The following is a 23991-nucleotide window of genomic DNA, read 5'->3' on the forward strand; positions in this document are numbered from 1 at the left end:
TCTGTCCGTTCCTGGTCTTTTTAGTGGGCGCTGTGTGGGTCAGTCGAGTATCAGATGCGGCAAGAACCGGCTTGAATCCTTGGTAATCAAACTGTTGTCCTCGCGCACGCCGATGCCGGCCGCCTGATCCCCGATCACCCAGGAACCGATCAACGTAAAGCTGTCACCAAACTGCGGCAGCGGAGCAAACTCCTGAAGGATAAACGGCGCGTCGGTGTAGGGGCCGTCCGCTTTTACGATCAGACCTTCGGCAGTTTGCAGTTCGATGTTGGCACCTTCCCGAGAGAAGAACGGCTTGCGCACCCAGCCCTTGGGCACCGCTTTGTTCGGCTCGGTATCCAGATGCGCTGCCAGCAGGTTCGGGTGACCTTTGTTGAATTCCCACAGCAGCGGCAGGATGCCTTTGTTGGAAATGATGGATTTCCAGGCCGGCTCGAAAAACTGCGTGTCGCTCTGGGCGATGGCTGCGCCGAAGGGCTCGTGGAAGATGAACTCCCAGGCATGCAGCTTGAACAGATGCGGGATCCAGCGATCTTCGAGGTCGACGAAACGACCGTCACTGGTCAGGCCGATGTCTTCGATGTCGATGTGGCGGGATTCGATGCCCACCTTTTCCGCGATCAGGCGCAAGTAATCGGTGGTGCCTTTGTCTTCGACCGAGTCTTTCATCGAGGCGAAATAGAAAGGCTGTTTGAGCTGTAGTTGAGCGAGAGCCTGATGCAGTTTGGTGTCGATACTGTTGAACTGGTCGGCATGCTTGGGCAGCAAACCGCGCTCGATGCATTGCTCCAGCCAGCCCCATTGAAACGCTGCGGCCTCATACAGGCTGGTCGGCGTGTCGTAGTTGAGTTCCAGCAACTTTGCGGGGCCGTTGCCGTTGTAGGAAAAATCCATGCGCCCGTACAGGTGCGGGTGGCCTTCGAGCCAAGAGGTGCGAATCAGTTCGAAGAACGGCGCGGGAATGCTCAGGCGCTCCAGCAGCTCCTCGCTTTGCACTACGCGGGCCACCAGGTCCATGCACATTTCATGGATCTCGGTGGTCGGGTCTTCGAGATCGTTTTCGATCTGCTTGAGCGTGAATTGGTAATACGCGCGCTCGTCCCAATAGGGTTCGTCGTCGATGGTATGGAACAGAAAGCCGAGACGCTCGGCCGTTTGTTTCCAGTCATGACGCTCTGCGCAGAGGATTTTCTTCATGGTCCGGTTTCCTTAACTGCTTGAACCGCCGCCGCCCCAGCCGCTGCGTGCGCTGGCCTTGCTGCCAAAGCCGCCACGTGAGGTGGACGAGGCAACGGAAACCGGCTTGCTGGTGGAAGAACGGACCGAGTCGGCGTAGTTGCTGCTGCCGTACCTGGCCTGGTTGGACTTGGTAAACGTCGAGCCTTTGGAAATCCGCTGGTTGAGCGTTGAAGAACCGTAATTACCGCGATCATCGCGATAACGGTACACCGGCTCGGAGTAGTAGCTGTTGCGGTTGCTGCTCAGCATGTTGCCGATCAGCAGGCCGGTCAGCAGGCTGCTGGTGGAGAAACCCGAGCCACCTGTGTTCGCCGTTTCCGAGGCGGGTAATTGAGCCTTGGCGGCGTCGACCTGGGATTGCGTGACCTGGCCGTCGGCGGTCAGTTCGAAACCACCCAGCTTGGGGATGAACTTGCCAGCGGAATCCTGTTGGCACCAGTCGGCGACAAAGTCGGCATCACAATCGGCCTGGTTGTCGTACACCGGCGCAATACGGCGATGCTCGGCCATGGCGGTCATGTAGGCGTCAGAGCAGACATCCACCGGCAATTTTTCATCGGCGCACTGCTGCACGGACTGGAAGTTGTACTTCTTCTGCACTGCGTAGGTTTTTTCCGTCGGCCCGCAACCGGATATCGCCATGGCGACCGATGCGGCCAGCGAGAGCTGAACGTACTTGCTTCGTTTCATCGGGATCTCCGTTGCGCAATCAGTTCTGGGTAGGGGTCATGCAGGCGGCGTTAAGCATGCCGACGCTGATGGCCACTGCTGCGACGTAGATGCCGGCCGCGATTTCACCTTTCCTGATGCGTTCAGAGGTGCCTTTGAGCACCAGGCTGGTCACCAGGAATGCCAGCAATTGAACGAGGGCTGCAATCACCGCCCAGACAGCGAAGTCCAGAATGCTGATCGAGTAGGCAATCACGTTGCTGGCCGGAATGGCGAAGCCGATGATTGCACCGCCCAAGGCGATTGCGGCGGCCACGTTGCCCGAACGGATCAGCTCGAATTCCTTGTGCGGAGTGATGCGGGTGTAGATGAACTGGAACAGGGCGAACAACACCGCGGCGCCGAGCAGGTAGGAAACAAATCCGAGCACGGCGGCTTTGTTCAGGGAGATGGAGAGCGCTTCTAGCATGGACTTGTTCCTTTTTAGAACGTGTTCAGGTCGGTTGTGTACAGCGAGACGCCCAAGGACGTGCTCAAGCTGATGGTGCCTTCAGCGTCTTCTTCAACGGAAAACAGCAGGAATTCCCGGCGATCGGTCAGGCCGGTTTCGCGGGCGTACAGCATCGAACGGTGCTCGATGCTGTAGGACTCGTCCGGATTTTTCAGCTGTTCGCTTAACGCCACCAATTCTGTCTGGCCATTCTCGGTGCCCCATTCGCGGGTGTATTCCACGCCGTTGTGGGTGTAGGTCGGCAGCCCGATCAGGCTTTGCGGACCGGCCAGCCGACGCAGTTCCGCTTCACTGCTGATGGTGATGTAGCTGAGGTAATTGAACAGGATCACCGACTCGACCTGCCCGGCGATGTCTCCGGTGGTATGCACCTGCAGCCAGTAGTCTTCGTCGTTCATGTAATAGCGCGACAGCCAGGTCGACTGCCCGAGGTCAATGGTGCCGTTGCTCCAGATCTGCTGGGAGCCCGGGATGGTCACCGTGGTGTTGCCGTCGAGCAACAATCTCAGGGACGTGTCGAACATCACGCCCTTGCCCAAGGCCAGTCCCAACGGACCGGTGGCGGGTGATGCGGTTTCGCTGGCCGTCCATTTCGAATCGGTATTCGCGTTCGGGGCCTCAAGCCCCATCAATTGTTTAAACCATCCCATTGGAGATTTCCTTGAGGCGAGTGGAGGCGATTTCACTGTCATTGAAGTGGGCGAGGACTTGCCCGACCGGGCTTAATTGATTGACCGCCAGCACGGTGGTCAGGGTCAGATCGTCTGACGAGGGTTGCAACGGGCCTGCCCAGCCGAATCGGTGGAAGAGGGACGAGGCGTACAGGCGCATTAAAAGGTAAATCGACATTTCGTCCCTGACTCCGTGGGGGCTTATTCCTGGCGACGTAATCGCCTCGGCATATGAAAGCCTGATAGCGGTTACCGGGCGGCATTAAACCTGCTGCGCGGCGCAGAAAAAAGTACCTTGGCCGCAATATATCCGGCGAACGCACCAAAGAGGTGACCTTCGAAGGAAACACCCTGACGAGGCAGGAAGCCAAAAATCAAACCGCCATAGAGCAGCGCCACGACACTGGCTGTAATCAGATTGCCCCAGCTTCTCTGGAACCAGGCACGTGCCAGAAGGTATGCCCACAGCCCGAACACCCAGCCGCTGGCGCCGATGTGTACGCCTTTGAAACCGAACAGCCAGACCAGCGAGCCGCCCAGCACAATGATGATGGCGCTGACCGCCATAAACCGGTTGAGCCCTTCGATAATGACCAGCGTGCCCAGAATCAAAAACGGGATCAGGTTGGCGCTCAGGTGCGCAAATGAGGCGTGGAGAAAAGGCGAGGTGAGGATGCCGGGCAGCCCGAAGAGCGTTCTCGGGACCAGGCCAAATGACAAAAGGCTGTAGTCGGTTACGGCGTTGAGCACCTGCAGCGCGACCATGAAAACTGCCACGCCGGCGATTGTCTTGAAACCCTTCAGGGCATCCATCCTTGACCTCGACGTAAAAAGAAGGGCAATGAATCAGCACCGATCCATGTGGGAGCGAGCTTGCTCGCGATGGCGATGTGTCTGTCAGCATTAATGTCGACTGGCAAACCGCAATCGCGAGCAAGCTCGCTCCCACAGGTTATGCGTCCGGCAAAGTTACTCGGCCGACTTCTGCTTCAGGCGTTCCAGGATCGCATTGGCGCTGCCCGAATCCGGTGTGATGCCGGCTTCGCGCAATTTGCGCTCCAGGTCAGTACCGGTCGACGCATCCGCCAGTTCGTCCTGAGCTTGCAGTTCAGCGGCACGTTGCTGCTGCTTGGCTTGCAGACGGTTCAGTGTACCGACGGCCGTTTCCAGCTTGCCGTTGGCGCCGCCACTGGCGATGGACGCGCTGACCTGGGCCTTTTGTACGCTTTCACGCGCCTTGGCCATGTCCACTTGCTGGCGCAGGCTTTTGATGCGGTTTTCGGCCTTGGTGATGTCTTTGCGCATGTTGTCCGCGTAACCACCGAACTCGGTGGCCTGCTTTTGCTCGACGTCCAGCTCGTTGGTCAGGGTCGAAATGGCTTCGGCCACTTCCATTGCCAGGTCTTCACGGTTGGCCTGGATGGCGGCCAGGGCCTTGGATTCCAGGTCCTTGATCTTGGCGTTGTATTCGCTCACGCGATCAGCCGACAGTTTGTGCTTGGCCATGATGGTGACCAGCTCACGCTTGGCGTTGGCCAGGGCGCTGTCAGCATCACGAATTTCCTGATCGAGGATACGCAGGGCCTGTTGGTCGACGATCGATTCGCCGACTTCATTGGCACCGCCGCGCAGCGCGGTGAACAATTTGCTCCAGATGGACTGAGTCATTGGATAATCCCTATTCCTGAAAAATTAATGGAAGAAACGTTCAAAGGCTTCGCTGGCGCGTTGCACATTGTCGACCAGGGTTTTGACCTCGGTCACGACGTTGGTCAGGCTGGAATCGGAGCTCAGCGCGCCGAACATGTTGTAGACGATCTGGCCGTTCGGCATCGACTCGATACCGATCGAGGACAGCGGGAACAGTTCGCGGCTGCGCAGTACGGCATCGTTGAAAGCCGGCACATCCTTGATCGACTCGACGTCTACCAGAACCGTGTCGACGATGATCTGCTCGCCCACCACCGCGATGTAAATCGGCAGGCCACCGAAATCGTTCATTTCCAGCTTGATGCTGGACTCGGAGCCTTGAATCAGAGAAAGCGTGATGTCCTTAGAAACCACTTCGTCCAGTGCCTGAAGGGCGCTGAACAGACGATCGATGTTCCAGTTAGTACCTGCGCTCATGTAATTCTCCGACATGAATGAGCCAGCCAGAATCGGTTGGCGTAGCTGTTTCTCCATCTGCTTGAGCAGGCTTCGGTTTTCGGGAAGCACCCAAGTCTCGTGTTTCACATAACCGGCGCCAGCCAGGCCCGCTCGCATCTGCTTCATATAAAAGCTCGATGGTTTTTTCGCGGACGGTTTCGAGCGCTCTTCCTTCTGGCTCGCTGAATCGGTTACAGGCACGGCAGGCGGACCTGATGGAGAGCGACTTTTCATACTGGTGACTCCGTTGTGAAAATCTCACGCGTGAGAAACACTACAGGCAAATTCCGACGCTCTCAATAGCTCACGCGTGAGATTTTTTGTCTCACTTTTTTTCCGGGCAAACAAAAGACCCGCAGCGCTCAAGCGCGGCGGGTCCATTTCGCAATTCGATCAATCAGTTGAGGCGTTAGTGGCTGGCCGCCAGGAATTCGTCAGTGGAGATCACGCTGGCGTAGGCGAAACCCAGGGCCGACATGAACGCGGCGTGAACCTGGGCGGCTGGCACGGTGATGCCGTTGAATTCGAGGTCGCGCGAGGCGCAGGCGTCATGGATCACAGTGACGCTGTAGCCGAAATCGGCAGCGGCGCGGGTAATGCCGTCGACGCACATGTGGCTCATGCTGCCAACGATCACCAGTTCCTTGATGCCTTGCTCGTCGAGGATCGATTTGAGCTCGGTTTCGCGGAACGCGTTGACGAAGTGCTTGAGCACCACCGGCTCATCGGCGCGGTTGAGAATCTTGGGATGCAACTTCGCGCCTTCGGAGCCCGGGGTAAAAAATGGCGCCTCGCTGGAGGTGAATTCGTGGCGGATGTACACCACCGAATCACCGGCTTCGCGAAAGGCCTTGAGCAACCGGACGGCGTTGTCCGCTGCGGTGTCGGCTCCGACCAGCGGCCACTTGCCCTGGGGGAAGTAGTCGTTTTGGATATCGACTAGGATGAGTGCTTGCTTGGCCATGACTGTTTCCTCGGCGTGTAGGTTGGTGTGGAATGGAGTATTGGGGCTGGCAGGCCGTCCGGGGATTGGCCGCACCGACAATAGAAGGGGTAAAACTGACAATGGATGCACAAAGGGCAATCGTCGAACTGGGCGTGTTGATGTACCCCGGAGCGCAGATGGCGGCGGTGCATGGGCTGACAGACTTGTTCGGGGTCGCGAACCGGATTGCCGCCGAGCATCAGACGGCGCAGTTGCCGTTGCTGCGGGTCAGCCATTGGCAGGTCGAGGGCGATCAGCCGCCCGCGCGTGTTTACGACAGCCATCCGGGGCCCGACAACGCCTTGGTGGCGGTGTTGATTCCGCCGTCGATTGGCGGATTTTCCAAAGGCTTGGCATCGCAGGCGCTGATTCACTGGCTTCGTCAGCAACATGCTGGCGGCGCAACCTTGGGCGGGGTGTGCGTAGGCTCGATCCTGTTGGCCGAAAGTGGCTTGCTCGATGGCCGCAGTGCGACCACTCATTGGACCTCGGCCAAGTCTTTCGCCGAGCGTTACCCGGCGATCAAGCTCAAGGCCGACACACCCATTGTCGACGATGGCGACCTGATCACCACCGCCGGGCTGATGGCCTGGTCCGAGTTGGGTTTGCGCCTGGTTGACCGACTGCTCGGCCCGAGCATCGCCACCGGCACTGCGCGTTTCCTGGTGGTGGAACACAGCGACAGCGCCAGTGAATGCGGCAGCAATTTTTCACCAATCCTGAGCCATGGCGATGCCTCGATTCTCAAGGTTCAGCATTGGCTGCAAAGCACCGGGGCCACCGATGTTTCGCTGACGGCGATGGCGGAGCGGGCGGGGCTGGAAGAGCGCACCTTCCTTCGGCGTTTTCGTTCGGCGACCGGGCTCAAACCGACCGAATACTGCCAGCACCTGCGGGTGGGCAAGGCCCGGGAAATGCTTGAGTTCACCAACGGCACCATCGATCACATTGCCTGGACGGTGGGGTATCAGGACCCCAGTGCGTTTCGCGCGACCTTCAAGAAAATTACCGGGCTGGCGCCAAGTGATTACCGGGCGCGGTTTGGGGTTACGCCGACTGCCGCAATCCGGTAGGCGCAACACCCCAAATCTAATGTGGGAGTGAGCCTGCTCGCGATGGCGGCGTGTCAGGCGGTATCCATGTTGCGTGTGCTGGCCTCATCGCGAGCAAGCTCGCTCCCACCGGGATTGTGGTTAGCCTTGGTCGTGCAAAATGCAGGAGTCAGATCCTTTGTCGTGCAGAATAAAGCAGGCCTTGCGCTATCACTCTTTTCGCAACTGACTGATTTTAAAACCGTCTCTCTCAGCCCCCCCATGGCCTGATCCCTGCACCCCTCAAACTACATTCATCAAACGCAGATTGAAGGGGGATGCATGACCCCAACAAACCGCAAAAAACTGGTGGTCGCCCATTCGATCCGCCCTGAAGCGCCCCGGCATGAGGTCGAGACCAATCGCGCGCTGGCCCGCTGGCTGGCGCAGATCCTGGGGCTCAAGTACGGCGGCAGCTACGATCCCGAACGTCATAAAGGCCGAGACCTTTACCTGTTGCCAACCCAGACGCTGGTGGGCGTTGCTGTCGCCCGGCAACTGGGCGTCATGGGGCCGGAGGATTTGTGGGGCGGTTATGTCGACCATGATTTCATCTGCACCAAAGCCATCAGCCACGGCTTGCTCAACAACAAGGCCCACGCCCCGCAAGGCTGGTCATCGCTGTTTTGCGAACGCGTACGCAGCGTGGTGCTCGATGGCCTCAGCGTGTTCGCCCTCGACGATGCGCGCCCGGCGGCGGAGCACTTGCTCGACAGCGGCCCCATCCGCATCAAACCGGTTCATGCCTGCGCCGGACGTGGCCAGGAAGTAATCAAAAGTCTCGATCAGTTCGATGCCGTGCTGGCTCGTCCCGATGCCGAAGCGCTGTTCAGCCAGGGTGTGGTGCTTGAGCAGGACCTCGACAATGTGGTCACCCACAGCGTCGGCCAGAGTTTTATCGGCGACAAAGTGCTGACTTACTGCGGTGATCAATACTTGACCGAAGACGGTCAGGGCGAGCAGGTTTATGGAGGTTCCAACCTGCTGGTGGTGCAAGGCGATTACGACGATCTGCTGGCGCTGCCTCTGCCGGACGATGTGCAACTGGCAATCCACCAGGCCCAAGTTTTTGACCGCGCCGCGAATGAAGCCTATCCCGGTTTCTTTGCCTCGCGACGCAATTACGACATTGCCCAAGGCCAGGACAATGCCGGCATACAACGCAGCGGCGTGCTGGAACAATCCTGGCGCATGGGCGGTGCCAGCAGCGCCGAAGTGGCCGCGCTGCAGAGCTTCATCAACGACCCGGGGATGCGTGCGATCCACGTCTCTTCGGTGGAAACCTACATCGATCAACCGCTGCCGGCGGACGCCATCGAGGTGTACCGCGGCCCGGCGCAAACCACTGACTTTCTTCTCAAGTACGTGACGGTCAAATCCTATGACGGCTAGAAGTGAAACCATTCAGATCGACATCGACGATGAACAGATGAGCGGGACGTTTCTGAGCCCCAAATCGAAAGTGCCCGGTGTGTTGTTCGTCCACGGTTGGGGCGGCAGTCAGGAGCGCGACCTTGAGCGGGCCAAAGGCATCGCCGGCCTGGGTTGCGTATGCCTGACATTCGACCTGCGCGGTCACACCGGCGGCACCGGCATTGCGCTGTCCCGGGTGACGCGTGAAGACAACCTGCGAGACCTGTTGGCGGCCTACGATCGCCTACTCGCCCATCCGGCGCTCGACACGTCCGCCATCGCGGTGGTCGGCACCAGTTATGGCGGTTATCTGGCATCGATCCTGACCTCGTTGCGACCGGTGCGCTGGCTAGCGCTGCGGGTGCCGGCCCTGTATCGCGACGATCACTGGCACACGCCCAAACGTGATCTGGACAAGGCTGATTTGCGCGATTACCGCAACACGCTGGTGCGTGCCGACAGCAACCGTGCGCTGCACGCCTGCTCGCAATTCACCGGGGATGTGCTGCTGGTCGAATCAGAGACGGACGACTATGTGCCTCACGCGACCATCATGAGCTACCGCGCTGCGTGTCAGCAGACGCATTCGCTGACCCACCGGATCATCGATGGCGCGGATCACGCCTTGAGCGAACCGGTTTCGCAGCAGGCATACACCTCGATCCTGGTGGACTGGATTACCGAGATGGTGGTGGGTGAGCGGTTGAGCATTATTCAATCCAGCTGAGATTTGCAGTGTTGATGCTGACGCCATCGCGGGCAAGCCCGCTCCCACATTCAGGCAGCGATCACCTGTGGGAGCGAGCCTGCTCGCGATAGCGGCATGCGCTTCAATGCAAAGCTCAAGAGGGTTTTTTCGAGATCCGCAACGACTTCGCCTTGGCTTCCACAATCAGGTACATCACCAGCGTAATCAGCAGCGGCAAAATAAAATAAATCGCCCGATACGCCAGCAATCCCGCCACCAGACTTCCCCGCGAAGCCTCATGTTGCAGCAACGCCACAAACACCGCCTCCAGCACCCCGAGCCCGGCAGGAATGTGCGTGATCACCCCGGCAATGGCGCTGATCAACAAAACCCCCAGCACCAGCGGATAATCGAGCTTGCTCGGCAGCAGCGTGAAAATCACCGCAGCCATCAACGACCAGTTCAGCGCCCCGAGTGCCAGTTGCAGCACCGCCATGCGCAGCGACGGCAGGTTGATTTCCACCCCGCGTATCGCCCATTCCCGACGTTTGGAAAACCGGCACGCCGCCAGATACCCCGCGCTCACCAGCAGCAACAACACGCCCACACCCTGCAACGCGTCGCTGCTCAGCTTCCAGCCAGGAGGCATGCGGACCAGCCCACTGCTGAACACCGCGCCGGCAATCAGCATGTAGCCGAACCAGTTCGTCGCCAGACTCAACCCGAGGATTTTCGCGATGTTGCCCTTGCTCACGCCAAGCCGCGAATACAGCCGATAGCGCATGGCAATGCCGCCGACCCACGCGCTCAGGTTGAGGTTGAAGGCGTAGCTGATAATGCCCACCGGCAGGATCTGCTTCCAGGTCAGGTCCTGGCGGATGTAGGTGCGGCCGATCAGGTCGAAGCAGGCGTAGACCAGAAAACTCACCAGCGTCAGGCCGGACGCGATGATCAGTGTGCGCACCTTGAAATCGGCCAGGGCGTCGAATACTTCGTTCCATTCGATGCGCTGGGCGAGCATCGTGAACAGCACAATCAGCGCCAGGAAAAACAGCATCGTCAGCGGCTTTTTCCAGCGGCTCAAGCGTGATTTCGTTGGCGCGGTGGCGTGGCCGGTCGAGGAGGCTTCAGCGCGGCTCATGGTGGTCGCTCCCTGAATGGGTAAAACGCTTCAAGCGCGGCTTATGTGCTGGCAGCCAACCGGCCCACGCAGGGAAGTGGCGCAAAAAGTGGAACACCAGGAAGCCGACGGTCATGTGCCAGACCCGTCCACGCGGCGCCTTGTCCGGCGACATGGCTTTGCAGTGGTGATTGCTGAGGGTGTCGAGGCGTTCGAACAGTTCGCGGTTGAAGGCGCGATCGCGGATCAACACGTTGGCCTCAAGGTTCATCGACAGGCTCAACGGGTCGAGGTTGCTGGAGCCAACCGTGCTCCAGTCTTCGTCGACCAGCGCGACCTTGCCGTGCAGGGGGCGCTCGCAATATTCGTGAATCTGCACTCCGGATTTGAGCAGATAGTCGTAGGTCATGCGCGCCGCTATTTTGGCCACCAACATGTCCGGCTGGCCTTGCAGGATCAGCCGCACATCAACACCACGGCGCGCGGTGTTGCGGATTTCGCGCAGCAGGCGATAACCCGGAAAGAAGTAGGCGTTGGCGATCACCACGCGGCGCTGGGCGCTACGTAACGCCAGGCGATAAACCTCTTCGATGTCGGTCCGATGGTCACCATTGTCGCGGTACACCAGCCTGACCTGGCCGTCGTGCTCGCTGAACGCCAGTTCCGAGCGTCGTTGACGGCGCCGCTGCCACCAGTATTTGGCGCGCCCCGGGCGGCCACTCTGCATCAGGGCGAAATGATGAATATCGGTCACCGCCGGGCCTTGCACTTCAACGGAGTAATCCTGCTTCGCCTCGGGGCCGAAGTCGGCCAGGTGGTCGGCGGAAAAGTTGATCCCGCCGATGAACGCAATCGTGCCGTCCACCACCACAATCTTGCGGTGCAGGCGGCGGAACCAGTTAGTGCGAATGCCCAGGCGTTTGGGCGCCGGATCGAATATTTGCAGGTGCACACCGGCCTGGCTCAACGCCGCCAGATATTCGGTGCTCAATTCGCCAGAGCCGAAGCCGTCGAGACTGGCAGTGACCCGCACCCCGCGTTGAGCTGCGTCGATCAACACGTCCTGCAGCTCTTTGCCGACCTTGTCCTCGAACACAATGAAGGTTTCCAGGAGGATTTCGCTCTTGGCCTGGCGCATGGCCTCGAACACCCGGGGGAAATACGCTTCGCCGTTCTCCAGCAGTTGCACCCGATTGTTGCCCTGCCAGCCGTATTCAACGTCAACCACGCCGGGCTCACGCACCGGCGGGGTGCTGGGTACGTGTTCAATGGTGGCTGGCTCTATTGGCGCGCTGCTCATAACTCGATCTCCACCGATAGCGGTGCGTGGTCGGAAAGGTGTGACCAGGGGCGCGCTGTCAGGACTTGCGGGCGGCTGGCCTTGAGGTTGCGCACATAGATGCGGTCCAGACGTAACGCTGGCAGCCGCGCCGGAAAACTGCGCGCCGGTTTGCCGTGGTGCTCGGCGAAAACTTCTCGCAGCCCACAGGGTTTGAGCAGCGCATCGGCCTGCTGACGCCAATCGTTGAAGTCACCGGCTACGATCACCGGCGCATCGGCCGCAAGCTCTTCGAGGCGTTGCGCCAGCAATTTGAGTTGTGCCGTTCGGTGGGTTTCGCGCAGTCCCAGGTGGACGCAAATCGCATGCACCTCAGCCCCGTCGCCCGGCAGGCGCAACACACAATGCAGGAGGCCACGGTTCTCATGGCCGCTGATGGACACGTCGAGGTTGTCGTGACGCACGATCTGGAATTTCGACAGCAGCGCATTACCGTGATCGCCCTCCGGGTAGACCGCGTTGCGGCCATAGGCAAACTGCGGCCACAACGTGTCGGCGAGGAATTCGTACTGAGGCATTGTCGGCCAGTTGCTATAGCGCTGCGGATGATGCTCGTGAGTGCCATGCACTTCCTGCAAAAACACCACATCGGCTGAGACGCTGCGCACCGCTTCGCGCAATTCGGGCAGGATGAAACGCCGGTTGAGCGCAGTGAATCCCTTGTGCGTGTTGACCGTCAGCACGGTAAATCGCCGCACGGCGGTGAGGATTTCCGGCTGATCATCGGCATGGCCTAGCGGCTCGGAAATGTTCATGGCAGCACTCCTTCGGCAACCGGTTCACCGGGGGCGGTGGCGAGGCCTTTATCGAGGTGGAAATGCTCAAGCAAGCGCCGCGCATCGAAGGGCGCGCGGACTTTGATGTCGTTGTCGAAATAACAGAACACTTCGCGTGACTTGCGCGCCTTGGGTTTTTGCTTTGGCGCGATCAGCTGCGGATCTTTCGGTTGCTGGCCGTGGTTCCAGGCATCGATCCGCTCACCCCAGCGCTCCAGCGCCTCGGGGGTGTAACCGCTGGCGTAGAGCTCCTCGGCCCCGTGCAGGCGCAAGTAAACGAAATCACTGGTGAGGTCTTCGCGGTACGGCCATTTACCGGCGGTGTCGGCGATGACCAAGGCAACGTTGTAGCGCTTGAGCAGGTGCACGAACGCCGGATCGACAAAGGTCTCGTTCCTGATTTCGACGGCGTGGCGCAACGGCTTTTTCTTGTAAGTCTTCGTGCTGGCGTGACCGTGCAAGTGCGAATCGTGTTGGCGGGCGAGGGCGGCAGCCTGTTGCGTGTCCTGGGGCAATTGCTTCAAAAAGCTTTCGAACAGTTCGGCGTCGAATTTGAAATTGGGGGGGAACTGCCAGAGGATCGGGCCGAGTTTTTCCTTGAGTTCCAGGATCCCGGAAGCAAAGAAATTCGCCAGTGGCTTATGAATGTCGCGCAGACGTTTGATGTGGGTAATGAAGCGTGGCGCTTTGACACTGAAGACGAAATCGGCCGGGGTTTCGGCGTACCACTGGGCGTAGCGTTCTGGCCGTTGCAGGGCGTAAAACGATCCATTGATTTCAATGCTGTTGACCGCCCGTGACGCAAATTGCAATTCACGTTTCTGGGTCAGTCCCTTTGGGTAGAAACCTCCTCGCCAAGGTGTGTAGCGCCAGCCTGAAATACCGATATGAATCGCCGCCATGTCGCCTCCGTCTAATGGTCTTTGGGCCGCCCCGCTGTCTTTTGATGACTTCGGGGCAGTCGAGAAAGTTTCGACGGGTTTACGGATGGCTTGTACTTTGCCGAACACCACAATCAACTGTGGGAGCGGGCTTGCCCGCGAAAGCGGTTTGTCATTCAGCATTGATGTCGGCTGATAGACCGCATTCGCGGGCAAGCCCGCTCCCACAAGGGGTTAGTGGCTGACGACGACGCGGGTTGAACCTTCAACCGGCTCGGCATACACCGGACCGAGACGATCCAGGCGACCACTCCAGGCTGTCAACGCCAGCGCCACCAACACCACCAGACCACCAATCCACGCCGTGTGAATCAGGCCCATGTGAGCAACGATCAGACCACCGCCCCACGCACCACCGGCAATGCCGAGGTTGAACGCGGCGATGTTCAGCCCCGACGCCACGTCGACCGCGTGCGGGGTGTGATGCTCGGCCTGGCGCACCACATACACTTGCAGCCCCGGCACGTTACCGAAGGCGACCGCGCCCCAGACCAGCACCGTGGCCAGCGCCAGCCAGGGATTGCCAGCGGTGAAGGTCAGCACGAACAACACAGCCGCCAGCAAGGCGAAGATGATTTTCAGCGCGCTGATCGGACCGCGTTTGTCCGCCAGTTTGCCGCCCCAGATATTCCCCACCGCCACTGACACGCCGTAGACCAGCAACACCAGGCTGACGGTGCTGGCGCTGAAACCCGAAATGTCCTGAAGAATCGGCGCCAGGAACGTGAAGGCAATGAACGAGCCGCCGTAACCGATCGCGGTCATGGCGTACACCAGCAGCAGGCGCGGTTGCTTGAGCACCTGCAATTGCTGCAACAGCGAAGCCGGTTTGCTGTGGGCGATATTTTTCGGCACGTAGAGCAGGCTGCCGATAAAGGCGATCACACCCAGCGCGGACACGGCGAGGAAGGTTTCACGCCAGCCGAAATGCTGCCCGATGAAGGTCCCCAGTGGCACGCCGGTGACCAGCGCCACCGTCAGACCGGTGAACATGATGGCAATCGCGCTGGCGGCTTTTTCCTTCGGCACCAGGCTGGTGGCGATGGTCGAGCCAATCGAGAAAAACACCCCGTGGGCCAGGCCGGTGACGATCCGCGCAATGATCAGCGATTCGTAGCTCGGCGCTTTCCACGCCAGCAGGTTGCCGAGGGTGAACAACACCATCAGCGACAACAGCAGCAATTTGCGCGGGACTTTGCCGGTGAGGGCGGTCAGCACCGGGGCGCCGACTGCAACGCCAAGGGCGTAAAGGCTGACCAGCAGGCCGGCGGACGGCAGGCTGACGCCGAGGTCGGCGCCAATGGTGGGTAACAGGCCAACGATGACGAACTCGGTCGTCCCGATGGCGAAGGCGCTGAGGGTCAGCGCGAGCAAGGCAATGGGCATGACTGCAACTCCGGTGGGTTTGATTGATGGAGCGCAGTGTCGGGGTTTGGGTTGTGCGGAAAAATACAGGGGCGGGCATTTGATATTTGCCTTGTGCGCAAAGATTGTCCTGCCGGTAATGATCGTTCCCACGCTCCGCGTGGGAATGCCTCACCGGACGCTCTGCGTCCGCTCTTGGGACGCAGAGCGTCCCTGGCTGCATTCCCACGCGGAGCGTGGGAACGATCAGGCTGGGGAGCATGCTGACTGTTATCTCGCGGGCAAAACCGAACTTGCCCGGCATTTCCCGATCAGTTCCTTACAGACCCTTTCGAAGGAGCTCCCCGTTTTGCTCAAGTTCAAGACCGCGATACTACTGGGGGCGTTGCTGTTCCTTGGCAGCAACGAGCTGGAAGCCGTCACGCTGCCGGGTGTTCCCGCTGCGGTTGCCGAGGAACCGGCAACGCCTGAACCGTTGGTCCAGGGCGGTCTGCTCGGAGCTATCAGTTCCAGCATCGACGATGTCCAGGAAAAGCTCGATCTCAACGAAAACCTCATCGACGCCTGGCGCCTGCGGGCTGATCGAGCCGCCGATGAAGTCGACAAACTGGTCAATCGCCCCTCAAGTCGCTCAGGGTGGAGCGTGATCGGCGACTTCCTGATGTTGTCCGGGGTATGGCTCGGCAGCTTTGCCTTGCTTACCGTACTCGGTGGGATCCTGGCCAAGCGCCTGAACCAGGGCCGCTGGTTGCGTACCCGCCAACGCAGCCAGGACCTGCTCAATTATGTGACGCCTTACACGCTACCGGCCGTGATCTGCCTGCCGTTGACCCTCTACGTCAGCCATTTCCTGCCCGCCTCGGTGGGCCGGGCGCTGGCGTTGTGTTTTGCCTACGCCACCAGCAGCGGTATTTTTTCGACCTCGGTGTTGCTGTGTGTGATCGTCATGTTCAACACCGGCCACAAACGCACAGCGGTGCGGATTATCCGCAATTACTGCCCAAAACCGTTGTTCCTGATCGGCTTCCTCGCGGCGCTCAGCGATGCGTTGACCAGCCCGCAAATCGCCCGTCAACTGGGCGGCAACATCACCAGCAGCGCTGCCGTGCTCAGCGGTTTTTTTGTCTCGATCATCTTCGGACTCTTGGTGATTCGTCTAAGGCGCCCGGTGGCGCATCTGATCCGCAACCGGCCGTTGGCCCAACGCCTCAAACAGCCTTCGCTGCAAGAGTCCCTGCGGATTTTTTCCGGGCTCTGGTACTGGCCGATCCTGCTGATGGTCATGGTCTCGGCGATCAACCTGATCGGCGTTGGCGATGACAATCAGAAGGCCCTGCGCTGTGCGCTGTTCACCACCATCTTGCTGATCGCCACGGTGTTTCTCAGCACGATTTTCCAGCACATGTTCAAGTCGCGTCAGATCGAAGCGATCCAGCACAGCAGCGCTTACAAGGAACGTTTCCTCAGTTTGCTGCACGCCTTGCTGCGGATCGTCATGGCCGTGGCCTTCATCGAAATCCTCGGGCGGATCTGGGGCGTGTCGCTGTTCAAATTCGCCGAGCAAAACTCGGTGGGCCGGGCGATCAGTGATTCATTGAGCAGCATGGGGTTGATCTTTCTTGTGACCTGGTTGCTGTGGGTGGTGCTCGATACGGCGATTCAGGAAGCGCTGAAACCGCCAGTCAACAAACGCACGACGCAGCCCAGTACGCGAGTCAAAACCATCCTGCCGCTGCTGCGCAATGCGATCAAAATCATCCTGGTGGTGATCTGCGCGATCACCACCATGGCCAACCTTGGGATCAACGTTGCGCCGCTGCTGGCCGGTGCCGGGGTCGTCGGCCTGGCCATCGGTTTCGGCTCGCAGCAATTGGTGCAGGACGTGATCACCGGGCTGTTCATCATCATCGAAGACACCTTGTCGATTGGCGACTGGGTCGTGCTCGACTCTGGTCACGCAGGCACGGTCGAAGGCCTGACCATTCGCACCTTGCGCTTGCGTGACGGCAAGGGCTTTGTGCACTCGGTGCCGTTCGGCCAGATCAAGGCCGTGACCAACCAATCGCGGCAATTTGCGTATGCGTTTTTCTCGGTGCAGTTCACCTATGACACTGATGTCGACAAGGCCATCGAGTTGATCCGCGAGGCAGGGGATTCGATCCGTGATGACGCCTTTCTCAAGTACAACCTGCAAGGGCCGCTTGATGTCTTCGGCGTCGACAAGATGGACCTCAACGGCGTAGTGCTGACCGCGCAGTTCCGCACGGTGTCGGGCGGGCAATATGCAGTGAGCCGGGCGTTTAACCAGCGTTTGAAAAAGCTTGTGGATAACAGCCCGTGGGTGCATTTCGCGCAGACTTATCCACAGCAGGTTTTGATGCCACATCGGGTGATGGAAGAAGAGGGCGGGCCTGTTGCGGAGAATTCGCCGGTGTTGTTGCCGGATCAGCCGCGTAGCCAGTGATTTTGAGTTGTTGCTGCTGGCCTCATCGCGGGCAAGCCCGCTCTCACAGGGGATCTGCGGCGTTACACAAATTCAATGTGGGAGCGAGCCTGCTCGCGATGGGGCCGGCGAAGAAAACCTCAATGCCGGATCAGCTTGTTGTGAAGCTCGGCAGTCGATTGCTGATCCAGCTCCAGCCAGAACACCTGCTTGCCGGCAATCTCCGCAGCCGCCGGCAACCCGTCGCGATACACCAACCGATTACTCGCCAACGCCGGCACTTTCACGCCGGGTAAAAGCGTCCCGGCAAGGTTCAGTGGATCAACCCCGCACACCGCGATCAAACTCCCGTCCAGCGGCCGTCGCCGCACTTCACGCAGCAGGGGAATGGCCTCTGGCAACGCAAACTGTTCTCCGGCCAAGCCACTGACGAAGCGCCCACCCCGAATCTCGCCGCGAGCCTCCAGCCGATGGAACGTGCGCAGCAACTCCCGCCAGCTCGGCAGCCAGTCCGCTTCACGCTCAAGCAAACGCCAGAACACTACGCCGTAGCGGCGCAGCAAGGTCATGGCGATATGTTCCAGCGTGTCGTTCGGCGTCGCCGCCGCACGTTTGTTATCCACAACCGACGCCATCGGCCCGCGACGCAACAAGGCCCAGCGCCCGGCGTCGTCCATCCCGCCGACAAACGCCCCGCGTCCGCGTCGGCTGCTGCGATTCTGCCGTTTGCTGGCCGGGGTAATCAGCGCACGCAGGCCGGCGAAACTGTCGGCATTCACCAGCCCGGCGCCGACCAGTTCCTGCAAGGCAATTTCCAGCTCCGCGCGCAGCAGGTGCGCCTCGTGAATCAGCTCATCGAAAAACAGCGCGCCATGTTGGCTCAGCGCCTCATGGACTTTTTGTGTCTTGGCCGAGAGTTCGCTGATCGGCGTCTGCTCGGTCAGGCTGCTCCAGAGCCCGACCTGGCTGCGTGGCAGCAACACAATCGGCGTGCTGCGCAGCGCCGTGCTGGCGGACTTATTGCGCGCGGTCAGGCGCGTCCAGACCAGTTTGCCGCTGCGGCACAGGTCATCCAGCCAACTCGCCGAATAACCTTTGATCCGCGTCGGCAGGATGTCGCTGTCCCAGGCAGACGCGGCGGCGGGGTAACCTTCGAACTGAGCAACGATGGCGGGCAATACCGCGTTGCCCTGGCCTTGGGTGGCGGTGGACAGGTGCTGCCAGTCGAACAGAAATCGCATGAAGTCCTGCAACGCCACCGGCTCGATTTCCCGCCGCAGACGCTTGACCGTGTAGCGATGAATCCGCGCCAGCAAATGCCGTTCGCACCATTCTTCCCCAGCGGCTCCCTGTGTGAATTGGCCGCGCAATACATAACCTTCGCGCTCCAGGCGCGCGAGCGCTTGGGTGACTTGCGACGTGGGCAGTCCCAACGGTTCGGCAATCGCTTCGAGCGGCAGTGGGCCAAAGGCGCTGAGCCGCGCGCGGATCATTTCCAGCACCGCTTCATCCGGCTCCCAGGCTTCATCGAACCCCGGCAACGCCTCAATCGGTGGCAGCAAATCGGCCTGTGGATAAATCGCCCGCAGGCAAGTCAGTCGCTCCAGTGCCAGCCAAAGAGATTGCCCGGCGTCGATCTGCAAACGGCTGGCGCGCCCACTGTTCGCAAGTGCGTTCAGCCAATCGAGCCAATGCGCATTGGCCTGCGCCTCGGTCTCGGTAATGCACGCCAGGCTCATCAACGCTTCATGCATTTCATCGACGCTGGTGGGCGTTGGCCAGGCTTCGTCGCGTACGGCCTGGATCGCTTCGCCATCCAGCGCACCGAGGTCGTCAGTGGACTGCGGGTCGGTCCAGCGCCGGTTGAGCACCGCTTGAGTGCGGCGTTCTTCCAGCGGCGCATCGTCGAGAAAGGTGTAGGGACGGGCGCTGAGGATTTCTGCCGCCAGTGGCGAGGGCGCCGGCAAATCGCGGCTGATCAACCGCACCTCGCCACGTTCCATGCGTCGTAATAATGCGAGCCAGCCTTCGCTGTCCATAGCCTCGTGCAGGCAATCGTCGAGGGTTTGTTCGATCAGTGGATGCTCGGGGATTTCACGTTCGCCGGCGAGGTTTTCCACACAGGCAATCTGATCGGGGAACACGCTGGCGATCAGGTCTTCACTCTTCATGCGCTGGATCTGCGGCGCGACTTTGCGCCCGCCGGTATAGCGCGGCAATGCCAGCGCGACACCGGCATTCCAGCGCCAGCGCACGCCGAACAGCGGCGCATCGAGCACCGCTTGAATCAGCAGGTGTTCGGCGGTGTTGCTGTGCAGGTAGCGCCAGACATCATTGAGTTCGAAACTGTGGCTGGTGGACAGCGACAGCACGATGGCGTCTTCGCTGGCGGCGGCTTGTAGTTCGAAATTGAAGGTGCGGCAAAAACGCTTGCGCAGGGCCAGACCCCAGGCGCGGTTGATGCGACTGCCAAACGGCGTGTGGATGATCAGTTGCGTGCCGCCGGTCTCGTCGAAAAACCGCTCCATCAGCAGCGTGTCTTGTGACGGCAGCGCGCCCAGGGTCAGGCGCGCACGGGCCAGGTAATCGACCAGTTGTTCGGCGCTGGCGAGGTTCAGGCCGAGGGTGTCGGTCAGCCAGTCGATGGCGGGCTGCAAATCACCGGGCGTGGTGCCGAGCAATTCATCGAGTTGCGCTTGCAGGCGCGCCACGGCAAACGACAGTTCCGCGCTGCGCCCCGGCGCTTCACCGAGCCAGAACGGAATGGTCGGCGGCTGGCCCTGAGCATCCTCGACCCGAACCTTGCCGGTTTCGACGCGCAGGATTCGATACGAGGTATTGCCCAGCTGGAAGACATCTCCGGCGATGCTTTCCACGGCAAAGTCTTCGTTGACGCTGCCGATGTTCAGGCCTTGAGGCTCCAGCAGCACACTGTAATCGGCGTTATCCGGAATGGTCCCGCCGCTGGTGACAGCCGTCAGTTTGGCACCCCGGCGACCGCGCAGGGTTCGGGTCAGGGCATCGCGATGCAGATAAGCGCTGCGCAAACCCTGGCGACCGTTGTAGCCCTCGGCGAGCATCTGCAGCAGCGCCTGGTAATGTTTTTCGTCGAGTTCGGCGTAGGGCGAAGCCTTGCGGAACATCTCCAGCAAGGCCTGCTCCTGCCATTCCTGGCAACTGACCTCGGCGATGATCTGCTGGGCCAGGACATCCAGCGGTGCCTTGGGGATCTGCAAGGTGTCGAGTTCGCCACGGCGCACGCAGTCGAGCAGGGCGGCGCATTCGATCAAGTCATCGCGGGTGATGGCAAACAACCGGCCCTTGGGCGTGCCACCGACCTGGTGCCCGGAGCGGCCAACCCGTTGCAGAAACCCGGAGATCGAGCGCGGCGAAGCGATCTGGCACACCAGGTCGACGTCGCCAATGTCGATCCCCAATTCCAGCGATGCCGTGGCGATCAGCACTTGCAAGTCGCCGCGCTTGAGCCGTTGCTCGGCGTCCAGGCGAAATTCCTTGGCCAGGCTGCCGTGGTGCGCAGCGACGGCGTCTTTGCCCAGGCGCTCGCTCAAGTGCCGGCTCAGGCGTTCGGCCAGGCGCCGGGTGTTGACGAAAATCAGGGTGGTGCGGTGCTCCCGGGCCAGGGCGGCGAGCCGGTCGTACACCCGTTCCCAGACATCATTGGCCATCACCGCCGACAGGGGCACGGGCGGCACTTCGATGCCCAGGTCCCGTGGACGGGCATGGCCGATGTCGATGATTTCGCACTCGCGATCACGGCCAACGAGAAAGCGCGAGACCGCTTCGATGGGTTTTTGCGTGGCTGACAAGCCGATGCGCATCAACGGTTCTGCACACAAGGCCTGCAAGCGTTCGAGGCTCAGGGCCAGATGGCTGCCGCGTTTGCTGGCGGCAATGGCGTGGATCTCATCGACGATCACCGTGCGCGTGGTGCCGAGCATTTTGCGGCCGGAGTCGGAGCCGAGCAGCACGTAAAGGGATTCGGGGGTGGTCACCAGAATGTGCGGCGCGGTTTTGCGCATCGCCGAGCGGTCTTTTTGCGGTGTGTCGCCGGTGCGCACGGCGGTGTTGATCTGCAGTTCGGGCAAGCCCATGACCCGCAATTGCTCGGTGATCCCCGCCAGCGGGGTTTGCAGGTTGATCTGAATGTCGTTGGACAGGGCTTTGAGCGGCGAGACGTAGACCACGAGGGTTTCATTCGGCAGCCCGTCTTCGCTCTCCAGGCCACGGTGAACCAGATCATCGATAACGGCGAGAAACGCGGTGAGGGTTTTGCCGGAGCCGGTGGGCGCGGCGATCAGCGTTGAGCGGTGCTGGCGAATGATCGGCCACGCCCGGGCCTGGGCGGCGGTGGCCGTCGGGAAGGTTTTGCTGAACCAGGCGCTGACGGCGGGGTGAAAGCCGTTCAGGGCGCTGTCTGCGGGGATGGGCAGGTTCATGTCTGATTTATGCGGGTGAGTTGGCGAAGATGCAAGTACCGCTCAAGATCTTCGCTGGCCGTTAGGGCCTCATCGCGGGCAAGCCCGCTCCCACAAGGTTCTGCGGTGTACACCAATTCCCTGTGGGAGCGGGCTTGCCCGCGATGAGGTCATTGGCAGCAGCACAAATCCCCGGGATCTACACTTTACGGATGACGGTTGCGCACTAAACCCGCAAAATGCAACGATTCCGGTAACTATCGATGGCATTGCCTGCGGGTGGTGTCGATAAACCATTTGTTCCAATCAGACTGGGCCTGCTGACTCTATGCGAATGCGCCTTATGTTACTGGGCGGCGGAAATGCCCTTGGGCAGGCGCTGATTCGCCTCGGTGCAGAGGAAGACATCGGTTTCCTCGCCCCCCGCCCACCGCAAGACGGCTGGGACGCCGCGAGCCTGACGCAGCTGCTCGACGACACCCGTCCAGACGCGCTGATCAACCTCGCCTACTATTTCGACTGGTTCCAGGCGGAGACAGTCAGCGAACAGCGTCTTGCCGGGCAGGAGCGGGCGATCGAGCGCTTGGCCGAACTGTGCCAGCACCACAACATCGTGCTGCTGCAACCTTCGAGCTATCGCGTGTTCGACGGCTCCCGGGCGACCGCTTACAGCGAAAAAGACGAACCGGTTCCCTTGGGACTGCGAGGGCAAGCGCTGTGGCGGATCGAACAAAGCGTGCGCGCCACTTGCCCGCAGCACGTGCTGCTGCGATTCGGCTGGTTGCTCGATGACAGTCCCGAAGGCACCCTCGGCCGATTCCTCGCTCGGGCGGAATTGCCTGAAGAGTTGCTCATGGCCGATGACCGCCGGGGTAACCCGACACCGGTCGACGACGCGGCGCGGGTGATCATTTCAGTGCTCAAGCAACTCGATTGCGCGGCGCCGCTGTGGGGCACCTATCATTACGCTGGACATGAGGCGACGACGCCACTGGCATTGGGACAGGCCATCCTGACCGAAGCGCGCGGCCTGCACCCGCTGGCCATCGAAGCGCCAACCGCCCAGGCTCACGCCGCGCGCCCGGATGCCGCCGAAGAGCCGCAACACGCGGTGCTGGCCTGCAAGAAAATTCTGCACACGTTCGGGATCAAGCCTCGCGCCTGGCGCGCAGCGCTTCCGGGCTTACTGGATAGGTTTTATCGCCATGGCTGACGACCCTGTTCTGATCACCGGCGGCGCCGGATTCATTGGCTCGCACTTGACCGATGCCTTGCTTGCCAAGGGACATTCGGTGCGTATTCTCGATGACCTGTCCACGGGCAAACGCAGCAACCTGCCGCTGGACAATCCGAAGGTCGAGCTGATCGTGGGGGATGTCGCCAATGCGGCGCTGGTGGCTCAGGCCATGGTCGGTTGCAGCGCGGTGGTGCACCTGGCTGCGGTGGCGTCGGTGCAGGCTTCGGTGGATGATCCGGTGAAGACGCACCAAAGCAATTTCATCGGCACGCTGAATGTCTGCGAAGCGATGCGCCAGACCGGGGTCAAACGGGTGTTGTACGCGTCCAGTGCGGCGGTCTACGGCAATAATGGCGAAGGTCAGTCAATCGATGAGGACACACCCAAAGCGCCTCTGACGCCTTACGCTTCGGACAAATTGGCCGGCGAGCATTACTTCGATTTCTACCGCCGTCAGCATGGCCTTGAGCCGGTGATTTTCCGCTTCTTCAATATTTTCGGTCCACGCCAGGACCCGTCTTCGCCGTATTCCGGCGTGATCAGTATTTTCAGCGAGCGTGCGCAGAAAGGCCTACCGATCACCGTGTTCGGCGATGGTGAACAGACGCGCGATTTTGTGTACGTCGAGGATCTGGTCGACCTGCTGGTGCAAGGCATCGAGAAACCGCAGGTCGAAGTCGGGGCGGTCAATGTCGGCTGGAACCAGGCGACCTCGCTCAAGCAGATGCTTGAAGCGCTGGAGGCGGTGGTTGGTGAATTGCCGCCGGTGACGTACGGTCCGGCGCGCTCCGGCGATATCCGCCATTCTCGCGCGAACAACCAGCGTTTACTCGAGCGCTTTACCTACCCGCAGCAGACACCGATGAGTGTCGGGCTGGCGCGGTTGTTGGGGCGCTGACGATCGTTCTTACGCTCTGCG

21 protein-coding genes are annotated in these 23991 nt (G+C 60.5%); 6 read left to right on the plus strand and 15 right to left on the minus strand.

Features of this window, described 5'->3' with window-relative positions:
* Positions 1 to 39 precede the first annotated feature (39 nt).
* From QRN31_RS12850 to QRN31_RS12890, 9 genes are all read right to left on the minus strand, one after another.
* On the minus strand, positions 40 to 1197 hold the full coding sequence (locus tag QRN31_RS12850) for a glutathionylspermidine synthase family protein (RefSeq protein ID WP_285432371.1): 1158 nt from the start codon (positions 1195 to 1197) through the stop codon (positions 40 to 42).
* A gap of 12 nt (positions 1198 to 1209) precedes the next feature.
* Positions 1210 to 1929 carry a DUF1190 domain-containing protein gene (locus QRN31_RS12855; protein WP_285432373.1) on the minus strand — a complete coding sequence of 240 codons (720 nt, stop codon included), beginning with the start codon at positions 1927 to 1929 and terminating at the stop codon, positions 1210 to 1212.
* Positions 1930 to 1948: 19 nt separating this feature from the next.
* A complete protein-coding gene (locus QRN31_RS12860) occupies positions 1949 to 2377 on the minus strand; it encodes a DUF350 domain-containing protein (RefSeq protein WP_285432375.1) in 429 nt (142 codons plus the stop codon).
* Between the two features lie 14 nt (positions 2378 to 2391).
* Positions 2392 to 3069, minus strand: coding sequence for a DUF2491 family protein (locus QRN31_RS12865; protein WP_285432377.1), 678 nt, complete (start codon positions 3067 to 3069; stop codon positions 2392 to 2394).
* Positions 3056 to 3268, minus strand: coding sequence for a hypothetical protein (locus QRN31_RS31565; RefSeq protein WP_414922573.1), 213 nt, complete (start codon positions 3266 to 3268; stop codon positions 3056 to 3058). The genes QRN31_RS12865 and QRN31_RS31565 overlap by 14 nt, the downstream gene beginning before the upstream one ends.
* A 71-nt stretch (positions 3269 to 3339) precedes the next feature.
* Positions 3340 to 3903, minus strand: coding sequence for a rhomboid family intramembrane serine protease (locus tag QRN31_RS12875; protein WP_285432379.1), 564 nt, complete (start codon positions 3901 to 3903; stop codon positions 3340 to 3342).
* A gap of 156 nt (positions 3904 to 4059) precedes the next feature.
* Positions 4060 to 4758, minus strand: a complete 699-nt coding sequence (locus tag QRN31_RS12880) for a PspA/IM30 family protein (protein ID WP_208671235.1) — start codon at positions 4756 to 4758, stop codon at positions 4060 to 4062.
* Between the two features lie 24 nt (positions 4759 to 4782).
* Positions 4783 to 5364, minus strand: a complete 582-nt coding sequence (locus QRN31_RS12885; RefSeq protein ID WP_285432382.1) for a YjfI family protein — start codon at positions 5362 to 5364, stop codon at positions 4783 to 4785.
* Between the two features lie 283 nt (positions 5365 to 5647).
* Positions 5648 to 6202: a cysteine hydrolase family protein gene (locus QRN31_RS12890; RefSeq protein WP_285432383.1), complete on the minus strand. Its 555-nt coding sequence runs from the start codon at positions 6200 to 6202 to the stop codon at positions 5648 to 5650.
* A gap of 101 nt (positions 6203 to 6303) precedes the next feature.
* On the opposite strand from QRN31_RS12890, the gene QRN31_RS12895 reads away from it, so the two are divergent.
* From QRN31_RS12895 to QRN31_RS12905, 3 genes are all read left to right on the plus strand, one after another.
* A complete protein-coding gene (locus QRN31_RS12895) occupies positions 6304 to 7296 on the plus strand; it encodes a GlxA family transcriptional regulator (protein WP_285432384.1) in 993 nt (330 codons plus the stop codon).
* Positions 7297 to 7596: 300 nt separating this feature from the next.
* Positions 7597 to 8706, plus strand: coding sequence for a DUF3182 family protein (locus QRN31_RS12900; RefSeq protein ID WP_285432385.1), 1110 nt, complete (start codon positions 7597 to 7599; stop codon positions 8704 to 8706).
* Positions 8696 to 9454, plus strand: coding sequence for an alpha/beta hydrolase family protein (locus QRN31_RS12905; RefSeq protein ID WP_259156187.1), 759 nt, complete (start codon positions 8696 to 8698; stop codon positions 9452 to 9454). Before QRN31_RS12900 ends, QRN31_RS12905 begins: the two co-directional genes overlap by 11 nt.
* A 115-nt stretch (positions 9455 to 9569) precedes the next feature.
* Here QRN31_RS12905 and QRN31_RS12910 read toward each other — a convergent pair whose 3' ends face one another.
* From QRN31_RS12910 to QRN31_RS12930, 5 genes are all read right to left on the minus strand, one after another.
* Positions 9570 to 10556: a lysylphosphatidylglycerol synthase domain-containing protein gene (locus QRN31_RS12910; protein ID WP_285432386.1), complete on the minus strand. Its 987-nt coding sequence runs from the start codon at positions 10554 to 10556 to the stop codon at positions 9570 to 9572.
* The gene (clsB, locus tag QRN31_RS12915; RefSeq protein ID WP_285432387.1) at positions 10543 to 11835 is read right to left on the minus strand and encodes a cardiolipin synthase ClsB; all 1293 of its coding nucleotides are present in this window, start codon (positions 11833 to 11835) and stop codon (positions 10543 to 10545) included. Before clsB ends, QRN31_RS12910 begins: the two co-directional genes overlap by 14 nt.
* The gene (locus QRN31_RS12920) at positions 11832 to 12629 is read right to left on the minus strand and encodes an endonuclease/exonuclease/phosphatase family protein (RefSeq protein ID WP_285432388.1); all 798 of its coding nucleotides are present in this window, start codon (positions 12627 to 12629) and stop codon (positions 11832 to 11834) included. The genes clsB and QRN31_RS12920 overlap by 4 nt, the downstream gene beginning before the upstream one ends.
* On the minus strand, positions 12626 to 13552 hold the full coding sequence (locus tag QRN31_RS12925; RefSeq protein ID WP_285432389.1) for a DUF72 domain-containing protein: 927 nt from the start codon (positions 13550 to 13552) through the stop codon (positions 12626 to 12628). Before QRN31_RS12925 ends, QRN31_RS12920 begins: the two co-directional genes overlap by 4 nt.
* Positions 13553 to 13765: 213 nt before the next feature.
* Positions 13766 to 14977, minus strand: coding sequence for an MFS transporter (locus QRN31_RS12930; protein ID WP_285432391.1), 1212 nt, complete (start codon positions 14975 to 14977; stop codon positions 13766 to 13768).
* Between the two features lie 328 nt (positions 14978 to 15305).
* Here QRN31_RS12930 and QRN31_RS12935 point away from each other — a divergent pair, with 328 nt between their 5' ends.
* Positions 15306 to 17420 (plus strand): mechanosensitive ion channel family protein, encoded by a 2115-nt coding sequence (locus QRN31_RS12935; RefSeq protein WP_285432393.1) that lies wholly within the window; start codon positions 15306 to 15308, stop codon positions 17418 to 17420.
* 119 nt (positions 17421 to 17539) lie between these two features.
* Here QRN31_RS12935 and QRN31_RS12940 read toward each other — a convergent pair whose 3' ends face one another.
* Positions 17540 to 21856 carry a DEAD/DEAH box helicase gene (locus tag QRN31_RS12940; protein ID WP_285432395.1) on the minus strand — a complete coding sequence of 1439 codons (4317 nt, stop codon included), beginning with the start codon at positions 21854 to 21856 and terminating at the stop codon, positions 17540 to 17542.
* A gap of 307 nt (positions 21857 to 22163) precedes the next feature.
* Here QRN31_RS12940 and QRN31_RS12945 point away from each other — a divergent pair, with 307 nt between their 5' ends.
* Positions 22164 to 23048, plus strand: coding sequence for a sugar nucleotide-binding protein (locus tag QRN31_RS12945; RefSeq protein WP_285432396.1), 885 nt, complete (start codon positions 22164 to 22166; stop codon positions 23046 to 23048).
* Entirely contained in the window at positions 23041 to 23970 is a 930-nt protein-coding gene (gene pgnE, locus QRN31_RS12950; RefSeq protein ID WP_285432398.1) for a UDP-N-acetylglucosamine epimerase PgnE, read from the plus strand. Before QRN31_RS12945 ends, pgnE begins: the two co-directional genes overlap by 8 nt.
* Positions 23971 to 23991: the final 21 nt, after the last annotated feature.

The organism is Pseudomonas sp. fls2-241-R2A-110 (genome assembly GCF_030209165.1).
Classification (GTDB): Bacteria; Pseudomonadota; Gammaproteobacteria; order Pseudomonadales; family Pseudomonadaceae; genus Aquipseudomonas.